Source organism: Azohydromonas lata (assembly GCF_034427735.1).
GTDB lineage: Bacteria > Pseudomonadota > Gammaproteobacteria > Burkholderiales > Burkholderiaceae_C > Azohydromonas > Azohydromonas lata.
Window position 1 is genome coordinate 79669 of sequence record NZ_JAXOJX010000005.1, and the last position, 13704, is coordinate 93372.

The window sequence follows — 13704 nt, forward strand, 5'->3', positions numbered from 1 at the left end:
CAGGCGGCCGGCCCGCTCTGGGGCTGCGCGTTCAGTCCCTGTCCAGCGGCTGCGGCAGAACGGCCTTTGACGCCACTTGCAGGTGCAGCGCCGCCAGCGCCATGAGCTGGGCCGACACCGGCGCGGTGATGAAAAGGAACAGGGCAATGAGCAGCTCGTGCAGCGCCGGCTGCCCCCGCGCCCAACCGAGCACCATGCTGGCCAGCAACACGCCGCCCACGCCCAAGGTCGTGGCCTTGGTAGGCGCGTGCAGCCGCATGAAGAAGTCGCCAAAGCGCAGCAGGCCCAGCGCGCCCACCAAGGTAAAGCCGCCGCCCAGCACCAGCAGCGCGGCAGCCAGCCATTGAGCCCACAAGGGCAGATCCAGCGTCGCCATCGCCATCACTCCATCACGTCGCCGCGGGTGACGAAGCGCGCCAGCGCCACCGTCGAAACGAAGCCCAGCAGCGCCACGATGAGCGCGGCCTCGAAGGCCAGCGCCGAGCCCGCCTGGAGGCCGTAGAGCACGGCCAGCGCCACCGCGTTGATGGTGAGCGTGTCCAGCGCCAGGATGCGGTCCGGCAGCGTCGGCCCGCGCAACAGGCGCCAGCCGCAGGCCAGCATGGCCAGCGCCACGGCGGCGAGGGCGATGTTCAGCGCCCAGTCCAGCACGTTCAGACTCATTCGAAGATCTCCCGCAGCGGCGCCTCGTAGCGCGCCTGGATGTCGGCAGCCAACGCCGGCGCATCCAAGCAGTCCAGCGCGTGCACCAGCAATTCGCCCCGCGCCTCGTCCACCACGCAGGACACCGTGCCCGGCGTCATGGTCACCATGCCGGCCAGCAGCGACAGCCCGCCCGGATGGCGCAGCCGCAGCGGCACGCGCACCCAGGCCGGCTTGGGCCGCGCGCGAGGCGACAGCGCCAGCCGCGCCACCGTCACGTTGGCCACCACGATGTCCCACAGCAGCACTGCGGCCAGGCGCAGCGCCACGGTCCAGCGCCGCAGGCGCAGCGGCTCGCCCAAAAAGCCGTGCAGCAGCCGCGGGACGAGCAGCGCCAGCGCCGCGGCCGTGAGCAGTTGCGGCAACGCCAGGCTTTGCTGCAACAGCAGCCACACGGCCGCCAGCAGCGCGGAGAGCACGGGGTGCGGCAGCCAGCGCTTCATGGTTGGGCTCCTTCCACCCGCCCGGTGTAGGGCCGCGTGCTGTGCGGCTGCGCGCCGCCGGCTTGCGGCAGCACGGCCTGTGCGTAGCCGCCCACGTCCACCAGTTGCTCGGCCGCCGCGCGCGCGTAGCGCTGCACCGGTGCCGCCGCCACGCTCAAGGCCACGCCCGCCGCGGCCAGCAGCAGCACGGCCGCCAGCGCCGCGCCCGGCAACGGGAACGGCGGTGACGGCCGGGCAGGCGCGGGCGGCTCCTGCGCCTGCCAGAACAGCACGCTGCCGGCGCGGGCCAGCGCGATCAGCGCCCCTGAGCCCATGAGCAGCAGCACGGCCCACACCGCCGCGGCGGCCGGGTGGCCGGCAGCGGCCTGCAGCAGGAGCACCTTGCCCAGGAAGCCCGGCAGCGGCGGCAAGCCGGCAATGGACACCGCACCCAACAGGAACAGCCCGCCGAGCCAGGCCGGCTGCCGCACGGCGGGCACAGGCTCCAGCGCGTCGCCCGCCTCGCCGCGGCGCTGTCCCACCACGTCGGCCAGCAGGAACAGCAGCGCCACCACCAGCGTGCTGCCCGGCAGGTAGAACAGCGCCGCGCCCCAGGCCGCGGCACCGTAGAGGCCCAGCCCGGCCAGGACGGTCCCCACCGACGCCACGTTGAGCCACGCCACCAGCCGCGCCAGCGTGCGCGCCGCCATCGCGCCCGCCACGCCCAGCAGGCAGCTCAGCAGCGCCAGGGGCAGCAGCAGCGGCTGTGCCAGGGCATGGGCACCACTCGCGCCGCTTGCGCCGTCCGCACCGGCGCCGAAGACCACGCCGTGCACACGCCAGATCGCGTACACGCCCACCTTGGTCATGAGCGCGAACAGCGCCGCCACCGGCGCGCCGGCGGCCGAGTAGGTGGCCGGCAGCCACAGCGACAGTGGCACCAGCGCCGCCTTGAACGCGAACACCACCAGCAGCAGCAGCGCGCCCGCCTGCAGCAGCCGCGCGTCGGTGCCCGCCACCTGCGGCGCGCGCAGCGCCAGGTCGGCCAGGTTGAGCGTGCCCGCGGCGGCATAGACCAGCGCCAAGCCCAGCAGGAACAAGGCCGAAGCCGCCAGGTTGAGCACCACGTAGTGCAGCCCGGCGCGCAGCCGCTCGCGCCCAAGGCCGTGCAGCATGAGCACGTAGCTGGCGATGAGCAGCACCTCGAAGAACACGAAGAGGTTGAACAGGTCGCCCGTGACGAAGGCGCCGTTGAGCCCCATGAGCTGGAACTGGAACAGGGCGTGGAAGTGGCGCCCGCGCGCGTCCCAGGCCGGCGCACCCGCCGTGGCGGCGTAAAGCACAACGGGCAGCGCCACGGCGGAGGTGAGCAGCACCATCAGCGCCGAGAGCCGGTCCGCCACCAGCGCGATGCCGAAGGGCGCGGGCCAGTCGCCCAAGCGGTACACCAGCAGCGCGCCGCCGTCGGCCTGCCGCAGCAGCGCCAGTGCCAGCAGCAGCCCAAGCGCGGTGGACGACAGCGAGAGTGAGCGCGAGGCACGCCGTCGCGCATCGCCCAGCGCCAGCAGCGCGACGGCGGTGGCCGCGGGCAGCAGCACGGGCAGGATGGGCAGGTGGGCCGTCCAGCTCATGGCCGCTCCTTGCGCTCGGCGCCGACGCCGGGCTCCCGCCCGTCCACATGGTCGCTGCCGTTGTCGTGGCGGCTGCGCAGCGCCAGCTCGATCACTAACCCCGTGGTGGCAAAGCCGATGACGATGGCCGTGAGCACCAGCGCCTGCGGCAGCGGGTCGGCAACGGAGCCGGCGCCTTGCAGGATGGGCGCCGCGTCGCGCCACAGCCGCCCGCTCGCAAAGATGAAAAGGTTCACCGCGTAACCCAGCAGCGTCAGGCCCAGCACCACCGTGAAACTGCGCCCGCGCAGCAGCAGCCACAGGCCGCAGCAGGTGATCCAGCCTATGCCGCTGGCCAGCAGGAATTCCATGGAGACGTTCATGGCGTGCGCTCCCGGCTGGCCGCACCCAGCACGGACAGGGTCAGCAGCGTCGCGCCGACCACGGTGACGTAGACGCCCAGGTCGAAGAGCGAAGCAGTGGCCAGGGGCAGCTCGCCCAGCAGCGGCACGTGCGGATGGCCGTGGGCGCTGGTGAGGAAGGGCGCTCCCAAAACCAAGGCGCCCGCGCCCGTGAGCCCGGCGATGGCCAGGCCCAGGGCGATCCATCGCACGTAGCGCGCACCGCCCGCGGCGTCCAGCAGCGCTTCGGCACGCGTCTGGCCCCGCGCCATGTACTGCAGCACCAGCGCCACCGCCGTCACCAGTCCCGCAACAAAGCCGCCGCCGGGCAGGTTGTGGCCACGCCAGAAGAGATACACGCTCACCACCAAGGCCAGCGGCAGCACCAGCCGCGCGGCGCTGCGCAGCAGCAGCGGGGGGTGACTGAAACTCCAGGCGCGGCCTGCGGCGTCCTTGGGCGGGCGTTGAACATGGAAACCCTGGAGCAGCGCCAGCACGCCCACGGCGGCCACGGCCAGCACGGTGATCTCACCCCAGGTGTCGTAGCCGCGGAAGTCCACCAGGATGACGTTCACCGCATTGGTGCCGCCGCCGCCAGGCACGGCCTGGGCCAGGAAATACCAGGCGATGGAGGCGTGGTCGCGCGTGAGCATCAGCCAGGCCAGCAAGCCCACGCCCAAACCCCCGGTGCCGGCCAGCACGGCATCGCGCAGCTGCCGCGCCCGGCCGGACTCGCGCGGCGACCAGCGCGGCAGCAGCGCCAGCCCCATGAGCAGCAGCACGGTGGAAACGAGCTCCACGGCGAGTTGCGTCAGCGCGAGGTCCGGCGCCGACAGGGCGAGAAAGGCCAGCGCCGTCACCAGGCCGATCACGCCTACCAGCACCACGGCCAGCAGCCGGTCGCGGTGGCCACGCAGCAGGGCGGCGCCCGCGGCGATGAGCAGCAGCCACGCCACGAGGGCCGGCAGCGGCGCGTCCAGGCGAGGGCGCGAGCCGGCTGAGACGCCTTCAGTCGCCAGGAAAGGCAACGCCGCCAGGACGATGGCCGAGCCCATCAGCCAGGCCACGTAGCGCTGCAGCGAGCCGTTTTCGAGCCGGGCGATCAGCCAGGCGCAGGCGGCGAAAAGCCGCTCCACCACGCGCGTGAACACCAGCCGCCCGGTCCAGCCGCGCGGGTGGTTCAGGTGCAGGTCGAACCGGCGCAGCAGCAGGAAATACAGGAGCACGCCGCCGGCCAGCGCGATGCCGCTCATGAGCAGCGGCAGATTGAAGCCGTGCCAGAGGGCCAGGTGGAATTCGGGGGGCGGCGCGCCCAGCACCGCGGCGGCCGCGACCTGCACCAGCGGTGCCAGCAGTCCCGGCCACACGCCCACCAGCACGCACACCGCCACCAGCAGCGCCACGGGCAGCTTCATGAACAGCGGCGGCTCGTGCGGGTGCGGATTCGGTAGCTCCTTGGGCGGGCCGTTGAAGAACACGTCGTGGACGAAGCGCAGCGAATAGGCCACCGAGCAGACACCGCCCAGAGTGGCCGCCAGCGGCACCAGCAGCCCCCAGCCGGGCAGGGCGGCCAGGTCGGCGGCCTCGGCAAAGAACATCTCCTTGGAAATGAAGCCGTTGGCCAGCGGCACGCCGGCCATGGCGGCGGCAGCGACCATGGCCAGCGTGGCGGTCCAGGGCAGCAGCGGCAGCAGGCCGCCCAAGCGGCGCATGTCGCGGGTGCCGGTCTCGTGGTCGATGATCCCGGCGGTCATGAAGAGCGATGCCTTGAACGTGGCGTGGTTGAGCACGTGGAACACGGCCGCCACGGCGGAGAGCGGGCTGCTCAGGCCGATGAGAAAGGTGATCAGCCCCAGGTGGCTGATGGTGGAGTAGGCCAGCAGCCCCTTGAGGTCGTGCCGGAACACGGCGACGTAGGCGGCAAACACCATGGTCAGCAGCCCAATGGCCGCCACGGTGGCCTCGAACAGCAGCGTGCCGCCCAACGCCGGGTACAACCGCATGAGCAGGAAGATGCCGGCCTTGACCATGGTGGCCGAGTGCAGATAGGCCGACACGGGCGTGGGCGCCGCCATGGCCTCGGGGAGCCAGAAGTGAAACGGCCACTGCGCGCTCTTGGTGAAGCAGCCCAGCAGGATGAGCGCCAGCGCCAGCGGGTAGCGCGCGTCGCCCACGATCACGTCGCGCCGCGCCGCCAGCTCCGAAATTTCATACGTGCCCGCCATCTGGCCCAGCAGGACGACGCCGGCCAGCAGCGCCAGCCCGCCCGCGCCGGTGACGGTGAGCGCCATGCGCGCCCCGGCACGAGCCTCGGCGCGCTGCCGCCAGTAGCCCACCAGCAGGAAGGACGACAGGCTGGTCAGCTCCCAGAACACTACCAGCAGCAGCAGGTTGTCCGCCAGCACCACACCCAACATAGCGGCCATGAAGAGCATGAGCAGCGCGTAGAGCTTGCCCGGCGGGTCCTGCGCCGAGAGGTAGTAGGCCGCGTAGAGGATGACCAGCAGCCCCATGCCCGTGATGAGCGCGCCGAACATCAGCGCAAGACCATCCAGGCGCAGGCTGAGGTTCAGGCCCAGCGCCGGCACCCAGGGCCATTGCCAGCGTGGCGCAGCGCCGCCGAACACGGCGCCGGCCTGGGACAGCAGCAGCGCCAGCGCGGCGGCGGTGAGCGTCGCCGCCAGCCAAGCCGCGCGCCCCTTGCCCGCGGCGGAAGTGGGGCCGGCCCAAGCACACAAGGGCCCCAGCAGCAGGGGCAGGACAATGGCCAGGGGCAGGGCATGCATGGCTGGTTTTTGTGGTTATGGACGGCTGCGTAGGCCGGACGGCCCGCATGCCGCGGGCCAGTTTCGTCTGCCGGGCGCCGTTGGGCGCGAAAAAGTCCGGCGGGTGAGTGCGCTTGCGCCCGCAAGCCGCGGGCGCAAGCGCAGCGGGAAGGCCGGCGCCGTCAGGCCGGCGCAGCGGCCGCGCGGCGCGGCAGCACCTGGAAGTCCAGGCCGTAGAGCAGGGGCTCCACGTCGGACTGCGCCTGCTGGGGCAGCTCCCACTGCGCCAGCATGCCGCGCAGGACGAAGGACTCGCCGGCATCGACGTGGCCGTCGGCGTCAATCACGGCGGCGGCCAGGCGCATGACCCGCTGCTGCAACGCCGGGTCGTCGATGTCGCAGAGCCAGCGCCGCAACGTGTGGGCGTCCACCAGGCAGTTGCCGGCCTCGTTGGTGCAGGCCAGCAGCTCCTGGCAGAGCTCGCGCAGCACCCCGTGCCAGTCCTGTTCGGCCAGGCCCAGCTCCTCGCGGGCGTGCAGCTCGTGCAGCGCGCTCCACTCCTGCGGCTTGATCTCGCCGTTGGCGATCAGCGCCAGCGCCACCAGGCGGGCGGCAGCCTGCGGGCTGTTGGACGCGGGAGCGCGGGTCGCGTTGATGTCGTCGTGCGGCATGGTGCTGTCCCTTTCATGGTTGCTTGAGGCGCTTGAGGCGCTTGGACCGCGGCACGGTTGCCGCGGCCCAAGCAATGTAGGCAGCCGCTGCCTTCAGGTAAATTCGAATGTTTTATACCGAAAACTCGAAAAAACCTGATCAATCGGGTCAGCTGCCCCGTTTTGTGCGCAGTTTGGAGGACCACCGGTGCACCCAGGGCAGGCAGTTTGGTGATACACAGGTTTTTTCGATCAAATCCATCGCAACCTTCTGATTGTTTCGATGGATGAGCGTCCTTAGATTACGTATGGCCGCCACGGTCCGCAGCCCTCGCTGCGGGGCGGCCAGCGAGTCTTGGGAGCTTCTATGAACCTTCAGCACATCGACATCAACGCCCGCGCCGCCTCGTCGTCGGCCGTGGCTGCGCAGCAGCAGCGCGTGCTGCGCAACACGTACTGGTTGCTCGCGCTGTCCATGGTGCCGACGGTGGCCGGCGCGTGGCTGGGCATCGCCACGGGCTTGTCCAGCGCGATGTCGCCCATGGTGGGGCTGGTGGTGTTCCTGGCGGGCGCCTTCGGCTTCATGTTCGCCATCGAGAAGACCAAGGACTCGGCCGCCGGCGTGCCGGTGCTGCTGGCCTTCACCTTCTTCATGGGCCTGATGCTGTCGCGCCTGGTGGGCACGGTGCTGGGCCTGGCCAACGGCGCAGGCCTGGTGATGACGGCCTTTGCCGGCACGGGCGCGATCTTCCTGGGCATGGCCACGCTGTCCACGGTAATCAAGCGCGACCTCACGTCCATGGGCAAGTGGCTGTTCATCGGCGCCGTGATGCTGATGGTGGCGGGCATCGCCAACATCTTCATCCAGTCCAGCGCGCTGATGATCACGCTGTCCGTGATGGCCATTGGTATCTTCTCGGCCTTCATCCTGCATGACCTCAAGCGCGTGCGGGACGGCCTGGAAACCAACTACATCACCGCCACCTTGGGTGTGTACCTGAGCCTGTTCAACGTCTTCCAGTCCTTGCTGGCCCTGCTGGGCATCACCAGCGGCAGCGACGATTGAGGGCGGCGGGCCTTTGAGCCACACGACGGAAATCTCCTGATGCAACTGCCTTACTCCACGCGCGCTCCCTGGTGGGCGCGCGCCCTGGCCGCCCCGGCGGCGATGCTGCGCACCCTGGCCCTGGGCGTGGCGGGCCTGTTCATGATGGCCTTCACGCTCGTGGCAGCCCTGGTGGGCGCTGCCATGGTGGTGGTGCTGGCGCTGGTGGCCAGGCGCCGCCTGCGCCAGGCCGGTGTGCGCTTCAACTGGCCGGAGCGCATGCCCGGCGGCGGCTCCGGTTTTGCCGGCAGCACCGGCACGGCGGCTTGGCGTGGCCGCGGAGAGCCCCACGGTGGCGAGGTGATAGAGGCCGAGGTGCGCGAAATCCGCGACCCGGCCCCGCGCCAGGGCGGCCAGTGACCCGCCCGTGACCAAGGATCGCTGACGGCGCGGGCACACCGCCTGCCAGTGTGGCCAGACTGTCTCATCCCGGTACAGCCCGCCCAGCCCGCGGTGGAGTCGGTCACAATGGTTCAGCCCTTGACGGGATCCAGAGGAGGCAGCTTGATTCAACTACAGGCAACCATTCCGGACGGCATCAACTTCGAGGACTTGCGCCTGTCGCGGGACATCCGTGACGGCGCGGTGATCTTCGATCCGCATCCCATTGAAGCGATCTGCCAGGCCAGCGGCTTTGACATCGAGGAGATGGTCCAGGGCCCCGAGCCCATCGTGTGCGCGCTCATCACGGCCTGGTACGAGGAACATCTGCGCCGCGGCGGCGCCCCCGACCCGGTGCAGGAAGACCTCATGGAGGAAACCCGCCTGGAGCAGGAACGCGGCGGCGGCTTCAGCTACGCGCCGGGCCACGCCTGAGGAGGCCTCGCGGGGCGCGGCGGCACGGGCCCAAAAGCGGCGACACTGCGCGCCTTGCGCAACTCTCCGTGCTCCACAGACATGAAGTCGATTGTTTCCCTCGCTGCCGTCCTGTTCTCGCTGGCCGGCGCCCAAGCCCAGGCCCAGGCCCCGGTTGAAACGCAGAAGCTGCCTTCCGGCGTGATCGTGGAGCACACCGTCCAGGGCCAGGGCGCGCAGCCCACCGCCTCCAGCGTGGTGCAGGTGCACTACCGCGGCACGCTGGCCGACGGCAAGGAGTTCGATAGCTCCTTCAAGCGCGGCCAGCCCACCACGTTCCCGCTCAACCGCGTCATCCCGTGCTGGACCGAAGGCCTTCAGCAAATGAAGGTGGGCGGCAAGGCCAAGCTCACGTGCCCGGCCAACACGGCCTACGGCGCCCAAGGCATCCCCGGCGTCATTCCCGGCAACAGCACGCTGACCTTCGAAGTCGAACTGCTCAACGTCGCCACGCGCTGAAGGCGTTTGGCGGACCGGCGGGCCACGCAGGGCCCGTCGGCAAGCGGCCAACGCCCGATTGAGCACGCACCAAAATTGACATAAGAGTGATTGCAGTGCTTTGAAGCCCTGTGGGCGTGAGCAGCCACGGTCGCGACGCTTTTTCGTCCCATCACGCCGTAGCTTCATACCTTCCAGGCATGACGGCCCACTTTATCGGCATTCGACAGTGTGCTGAATACATGACAGCATTTGCGGCTTCCGCACCCTGTACCGATTCACCGCCCGCCCGCATGAACCCCGTCATCCCCGCCACCGCCCTTGCCGCTTCTCTAACCCTTGCCCACGCGAGCGCTCATGCCCAGGAGCCCCTGGTCGTTCGCATCGGCCACGTCGCCGCCACCAGTGGCGCCATCGCCCACCTGGGCAAGGACAACGAGAACGGCGTGCGCATGGCGCTGGACGAGCTCAACGCCAAGGGCGTGAGCATTGGCGGGCGCAAGGCGAAATTCGAGCTGCTGGCCGAGGACGACGCCGCCGATCCCAAGCAAGGCACCGCCGCCGCCCAAAAGCTCGTGGACGCCAAGGTCAACGGCGTGGTGGGCCACCTGAACTCCGGCACCGCCATTCCCGCCTCGCGCATCTACGCCGACGCCGGCATCCCGCAGATCGCGCCCTCGGTGACCAACCCCAAGTACACCGCCCAGGGTTTCAAGACCACCTTCCGCATGGTGGCCAACGACGCGCAGCTCGGCGGCACGCTGGGCCGCTACGCGGTGCAGCAGCTCAAGGCCAAGAAGGTGGTGGTGATCGACGACCGCACGGCCTACGGCCAGGGCGTGGCCGCCGAATTCGAGAAGGCCGCCAAGGCCGCGGGCGCCAACATCGCCAAGCACGAGTTCACCAGCGACAAGGCCACGGACTTCACCGCCATCCTGACCTCGGTGAAGGCGGCCAAGCCGGACGTGGTGTTCTTCGGCGGCATGGACGCCGTGGCCGGCCCCATGCTGCGCCAGATGAAGCAGCTCGGCGTGAAGGCCAAGCTCATGGGCGGCGACGGCGTGTGCACCGCCGAGCTGCCCAAGCTGGCCGCCGGATCGCTGGCCGACGACGCGGTGGTGTGCGCCATCGCCGGCGGCGTGGACGCCTCGCAGCGCGCCGCGCTGGACAAGTTCAAGGCCGACTACAAGAAGCGCTTCGGCACCGAGGTGCAGATCTATTCGCCCTACACCTACGACGCCACCCTCGCCATGGCGGACGCCATGGCCAAGGCCGGCTCGGCCGAACCGGCGAAATACCTGCCCGTGCTGGCCGGCAATGCCTACAAGGGCGTCACGGGCACGGTGGCCTTCGATGCCAGGGGCGACATCAAGAACGGTGCGCTCACGCTCTACACCTACCGCAACGGCAGCGAGCGCATGGAGCTGGCGGTCGTCCGCTGAAGCCGCAGCCCCGTCCCCCTGCGGCCGCCCGGCGTGGAGCCCTCCCACGGCACGGCGACAATCCCGCCCATGGCACAAGGCAAGCGAACCTCCACCGACATCTCCCCGCAGGCCCTGCAGGCCATACGCGAGTTGGGCGCCGCCGCCCGCACGGCGCGCACCGCCGCGGGCGAAGGCCAGTCCGCCGCCGCGGCGCGGCTGGGTGTGCACGTGCAGACCATCGGCCGCATCGAAGCCGGCGAGCCGGGCGTGGCCGTCGGCCACGTCATCGGCCTGCTGGCGCTCTACGGCTTGGGCGTGGCCGTGCAGCCGCAGGGCCAGACAGCCGAGTCCTGAAGCGGACGGCGCGGCGCCGCCGGGCGTGTCATCCCTGCTCGCGCGCCCAAGTCGAGGGACCTTCCTCCAGGGCGCGGTTGAGCGCGTGCGCGGCGCTGATGAGCGCCAGGTGCGTGAGCGCCTGCGGGAAATTGCCCAGCTGCGCGCCGCTTGGGCCCAGCTCCTCGGCGTACAGGCCCAGGTGGTTGGCGTAGGTCAGCATCTTTTCGAAGGTCAGCCGCGCCTCGTCCACGCGCCCGCAGCGCGCCAGGCATTCCACCAGCCAGAACGAGCAAGGCGTGAAGGCGCCCTCCTGGCCCTGCAGCCCGTCGATGTTGACCACGCCGCTGGCGCTGGTGGTGGAGTAGCGCGCCACCAGCCCGTCGATGCTCAGCTCGCGCCTGATGGCCTCCAGCGTGGAGAGCCAGCGCGGGTCCGTTGGGCTGACGAACTTGACCATGGGCATGAGCAGCGCCACTGCGTCCAGCGTGTCGCCGCCGCGCGTCTGGACGAAGGCCTGTTTCTCCGGGTTCCAGAACTCGGTGAGGATTTGCAGCGCGATGGCGTCGCGCGCCTGGTACCAGCGCGCCCAGGGCGTGGGCCGGGCAAAGCGCCGCGCCATGCGCAGCGCGCGGTCCAGCGCCACCCAGCTCAGCAGCCGCCCGGAGAGGAAATCGCGCCGCGGCCCGCGCATTTCCCAGATGCCCTCCTCCGGCTGGTCCCAGTGCTCGCACCACCAGTCGATGCGCTGCGACAGCCCCTGCCACACGTCGATGGAGGCGGACACGCCGTGGTGGTCGGCCATGTACAGCGCATCGACCAGCTCGCCCAACACGTCGAGCTGAAGCTGCCCCGCCGCCGCGTTGCCCACGCGCACCGGACGCGAGCCGCGGTAGCCGGCCAGGTGCGACAGCTCCACCTCCTGGCCGACGTGGCGCCCGTCCACGGCGTAGAGGATTTGCGGCGGCTCGCCGGCATGGTGGTCCAGGGTGCGTTCGTGGGCCCAGCCGATGAAGGCCTCGGCCTCGCCCGTGTAGCCCAGCCGCATGAGGGCGTAGACGGTGAAGGCGGCATCCCGTATCCAGCAGTATCGGTAGTCCCAGTTGCGCTCGCCGCCCACGTGCTCGGGCAGACCGAACGTGGCCGCGCCGATGATGGCGCCGTGGTCGGCCGAGGACAGCAGCTTGAGCACCAGGGCCGAGCGCTGGACGATCTCGCGCCAGCGCCCGCGGTAGCTGGAGCGCTCGCTCCAGCCGCGCCAGAAGCGGATGGTGTCCTGGAAGGAGCGCTGCACGAAGTCATCGAGCGGGCCTTCGCTGGGCCGCTCCTGCACGCACTCCAGGACGAAGGCGACCTCCTCGCCCGCGCCCAGCTCCACCTGCAGATCGACGTCGCCGTCGCGCACGGCCATCTCCACCGTGGCGCGCAGCCGCAAGGGGCCGGGCGCGGCCGGGTCGCCGAAGACGGCGCAGCGACCGTCCTGCGACAGCCGGGCCGGCAGCAGGGCGCGCGCATAGTCGAAGCGGGGCGCGCACAGCACCCGCAGCGCCAGCCGCCCGCGCACGCCCTGGATGCGCCGCACCAGCGCGCTGCGCGGCGCGCCGGTTTCGGACACGGGCATGTAGTCCGTCACCTCCGCCATCCCCGCCGGCGACATGAATCTCGTCACCAGCACATTGGTATCGGGCAAATACATCTGCCGCGTGCGCATGTCCTGGTGCGCCGGGCGCACGCTGAAATGCCCGCCGCGCTGCGGGTCCAGCAGCGAGAGGAAGACGCTTTCCGAGTCGAAGCGCGGGAAGCAGAAGAAGTCGATGCTGCCATCGCTGCACACCAGCGCCGTGGTGCGCAGGTTGCCGATGACGCCGTGGGATTCGATGTCCGGGTAATGCACCGACCACCCGGGGCAAAAGGCGTTCCGCACCCGGGAAGGCACAGGGCGCCCTGCGCCGCGCCCACCCGGTCTACCCGGCCCACCGCAGGGGCAGCCGCTTACAGCCGGCTCAGCAGCTCTGCCTTCTTGGCCGAGAACTCCTCGACGGTGAGCACGCCGCGGGCGTGCAGCTCGGCCAGCTTGTCTATGGCGGCGAACACGTCCAGCCCCTGCGGCAGCCCGCCCGCGGCACTGTTGGACGGTAGCGGTGACTGCACCGGCGCCGGCGAAGGCGGTTGCGCCCCCCAGGCCGCGGGCGCGGCCTGAACCGGCGCCGGTGCGGCCGGCGCCTGCCCGTCCACCGACACCACGGGCAGGCTGACCACGTCCACCAGGCCGTACTGGCTGTTGAAGCTCAGCGAGCCGCTGCCGGACTGCTGCTGAGAAAAGCCGCCGATGTGGTGGTCCAGCGTGTCGTAAATGGTCACGCGGCCATTGACCTCGATGGCCAGCCGCCGCGCCTGCGAAAAGTAGGCGTAGCGCACGCCGTTTTGGGCGCCCGTGGCGTCGGGCCAGCGCAGGCTGGGCCCCCACCAGTCGCCGCCGCCCGGCGCCGGGACGAACAGGCTGGCGCCGCCGGACGCGGAAAAGCCGCCGGGCGACGGCTGCGCCCCGCCGCTCCACGACGACTGCTGCTGCCCGCCCTGCCCGCCGTAGCCGGACCCCTGGCTTTGCGTCTGAAAACTGCCGCTTTGCACCAGCCCGGGTTGATTGGCCACCAGCGCCGAGAGCTCGTTGCACAGGCCGTCCACCCGCGCCTTGAGCGCGTTGTTGAACATGTCGGAGACCATGGTCATGCCGCCGCGCATCCACTGCCCGGCGCCGCCGAACTCCGGGTGGCCGAACTGCGCCATGGAGCCGTTGCCCTGCACCACGGACCACAGCATGGACGTCACGGCCTCGCTGCTGAAGCCGTGGCGGCGGGCGATGTCGTCTAGGGCCTGGCGGCCTTCGGGGCTGAGTTGTTGCATCAATGACCTCTTGCGGGAATGCCTTGCGGCGGCACCCGGATGAATGCGCCGGCGGCACGGGATGTGCCGCCGGCGCACGCCGATTGTCGGCGCCG

The 13704-nt window shown here is 70.6% G+C and carries 15 protein-coding genes; 6 read left to right on the forward strand and 9 right to left on the reverse strand.

The features are described 5' to 3' along the window. Positions 1 to 31 precede the first annotated feature (31 nt). From SM757_RS05485 to SM757_RS05515, 7 genes are all read right to left on the reverse strand, one after another. Positions 32 to 376: a Na+/H+ antiporter subunit G gene (locus SM757_RS05485; protein WP_066337481.1), complete on the reverse strand. Its 345-nt coding sequence runs from the start codon at positions 374 to 376 to the stop codon at positions 32 to 34. 5 nt (positions 377 to 381) lie between these two features. Further along, complete coding sequence (locus SM757_RS05490) at positions 382 to 663, reverse strand: K+/H+ antiporter subunit F (protein WP_169805922.1); 282 nt, start codon at positions 661 to 663, stop codon at positions 382 to 384. Further along, a complete protein-coding gene (locus tag SM757_RS05495) occupies positions 660 to 1145 on the reverse strand; it encodes a Na+/H+ antiporter subunit E (RefSeq protein WP_066337480.1) in 486 nt (161 codons plus the stop codon). Before SM757_RS05495 ends, SM757_RS05490 begins: the two co-directional genes overlap by 4 nt. Next, complete coding sequence (locus tag SM757_RS05500) at positions 1142 to 2755, reverse strand: monovalent cation/H+ antiporter subunit D (protein ID WP_322464695.1); 1614 nt, start codon at positions 2753 to 2755, stop codon at positions 1142 to 1144. The genes SM757_RS05495 and SM757_RS05500 overlap by 4 nt, the downstream gene beginning before the upstream one ends. Next, a complete protein-coding gene (locus SM757_RS05505; protein ID WP_322464738.1) occupies positions 2752 to 3105 on the reverse strand; it encodes a Na+/H+ antiporter subunit C in 354 nt (117 codons plus the stop codon). The genes SM757_RS05500 and SM757_RS05505 overlap by 4 nt, the downstream gene beginning before the upstream one ends. An 8-nt stretch (positions 3106 to 3113) precedes the next feature. After that, entirely contained in the window at positions 3114 to 5921 is a 2808-nt protein-coding gene (locus SM757_RS05510) for a monovalent cation/H+ antiporter subunit A (RefSeq protein WP_322464696.1), read from the reverse strand. 161 nt (positions 5922 to 6082) lie between these two features. Continuing rightward, a complete protein-coding gene (locus SM757_RS05515) occupies positions 6083 to 6571 on the reverse strand; it encodes a tellurite resistance TerB family protein (protein ID WP_066337473.1) in 489 nt (162 codons plus the stop codon). A gap of 346 nt (positions 6572 to 6917) precedes the next feature. On the opposite strand from SM757_RS05515, the gene SM757_RS05520 reads away from it, so the two are divergent. The 6 genes from SM757_RS05520 (at position 6918) to SM757_RS05545 (ending at position 10726) form a co-directional block, all read left to right on the forward strand. Then, positions 6918 to 7616 (forward strand): Bax inhibitor-1 family protein, encoded by a 699-nt coding sequence (locus SM757_RS05520; protein ID WP_322464697.1) that lies wholly within the window; start codon positions 6918 to 6920, stop codon positions 7614 to 7616. Between the two features lie 39 nt (positions 7617 to 7655). Next, positions 7656 to 8015 carry a hypothetical protein gene (locus tag SM757_RS05525; protein WP_322464698.1) on the forward strand — a complete coding sequence of 120 codons (360 nt, stop codon included), beginning with the start codon at positions 7656 to 7658 and terminating at the stop codon, positions 8013 to 8015. A 144-nt stretch (positions 8016 to 8159) separates the two neighbouring features. Further along, positions 8160 to 8471: a hypothetical protein gene (locus SM757_RS05530; protein WP_066343549.1), complete on the forward strand. Its 312-nt coding sequence runs from the start codon at positions 8160 to 8162 to the stop codon at positions 8469 to 8471. A gap of 81 nt (positions 8472 to 8552) precedes the next feature. Continuing rightward, positions 8553 to 8969: an FKBP-type peptidyl-prolyl cis-trans isomerase gene (locus SM757_RS05535; RefSeq protein WP_322464699.1), complete on the forward strand. Its 417-nt coding sequence runs from the start codon at positions 8553 to 8555 to the stop codon at positions 8967 to 8969. Between the two features lie 272 nt (positions 8970 to 9241). After that, positions 9242 to 10390 carry a branched-chain amino acid ABC transporter substrate-binding protein gene (locus SM757_RS05540; RefSeq protein WP_322464700.1) on the forward strand — a complete coding sequence of 383 codons (1149 nt, stop codon included), beginning with the start codon at positions 9242 to 9244 and terminating at the stop codon, positions 10388 to 10390. A 69-nt stretch (positions 10391 to 10459) separates the two neighbouring features. After that, on the forward strand, positions 10460 to 10726 hold the full coding sequence (locus tag SM757_RS05545) for a helix-turn-helix domain-containing protein (protein ID WP_066339316.1): 267 nt from the start codon (positions 10460 to 10462) through the stop codon (positions 10724 to 10726). Positions 10727 to 10754: 28 nt separating this feature from the next. Here the strand turns inward: SM757_RS05545 and SM757_RS05550 are convergent, their stop codons facing one another. Further along, positions 10755 to 12599 (reverse strand): glycoside hydrolase family 15 protein, encoded by a 1845-nt coding sequence (locus tag SM757_RS05550; RefSeq protein ID WP_066339313.1) that lies wholly within the window; start codon positions 12597 to 12599, stop codon positions 10755 to 10757. 98 nt (positions 12600 to 12697) lie between these two features. Continuing rightward, on the reverse strand, positions 12698 to 13609 hold the full coding sequence (locus tag SM757_RS05555) for an SHOCT domain-containing protein (protein ID WP_322464701.1): 912 nt from the start codon (positions 13607 to 13609) through the stop codon (positions 12698 to 12700). Positions 13610 to 13704: the final 95 nt, after the last annotated feature.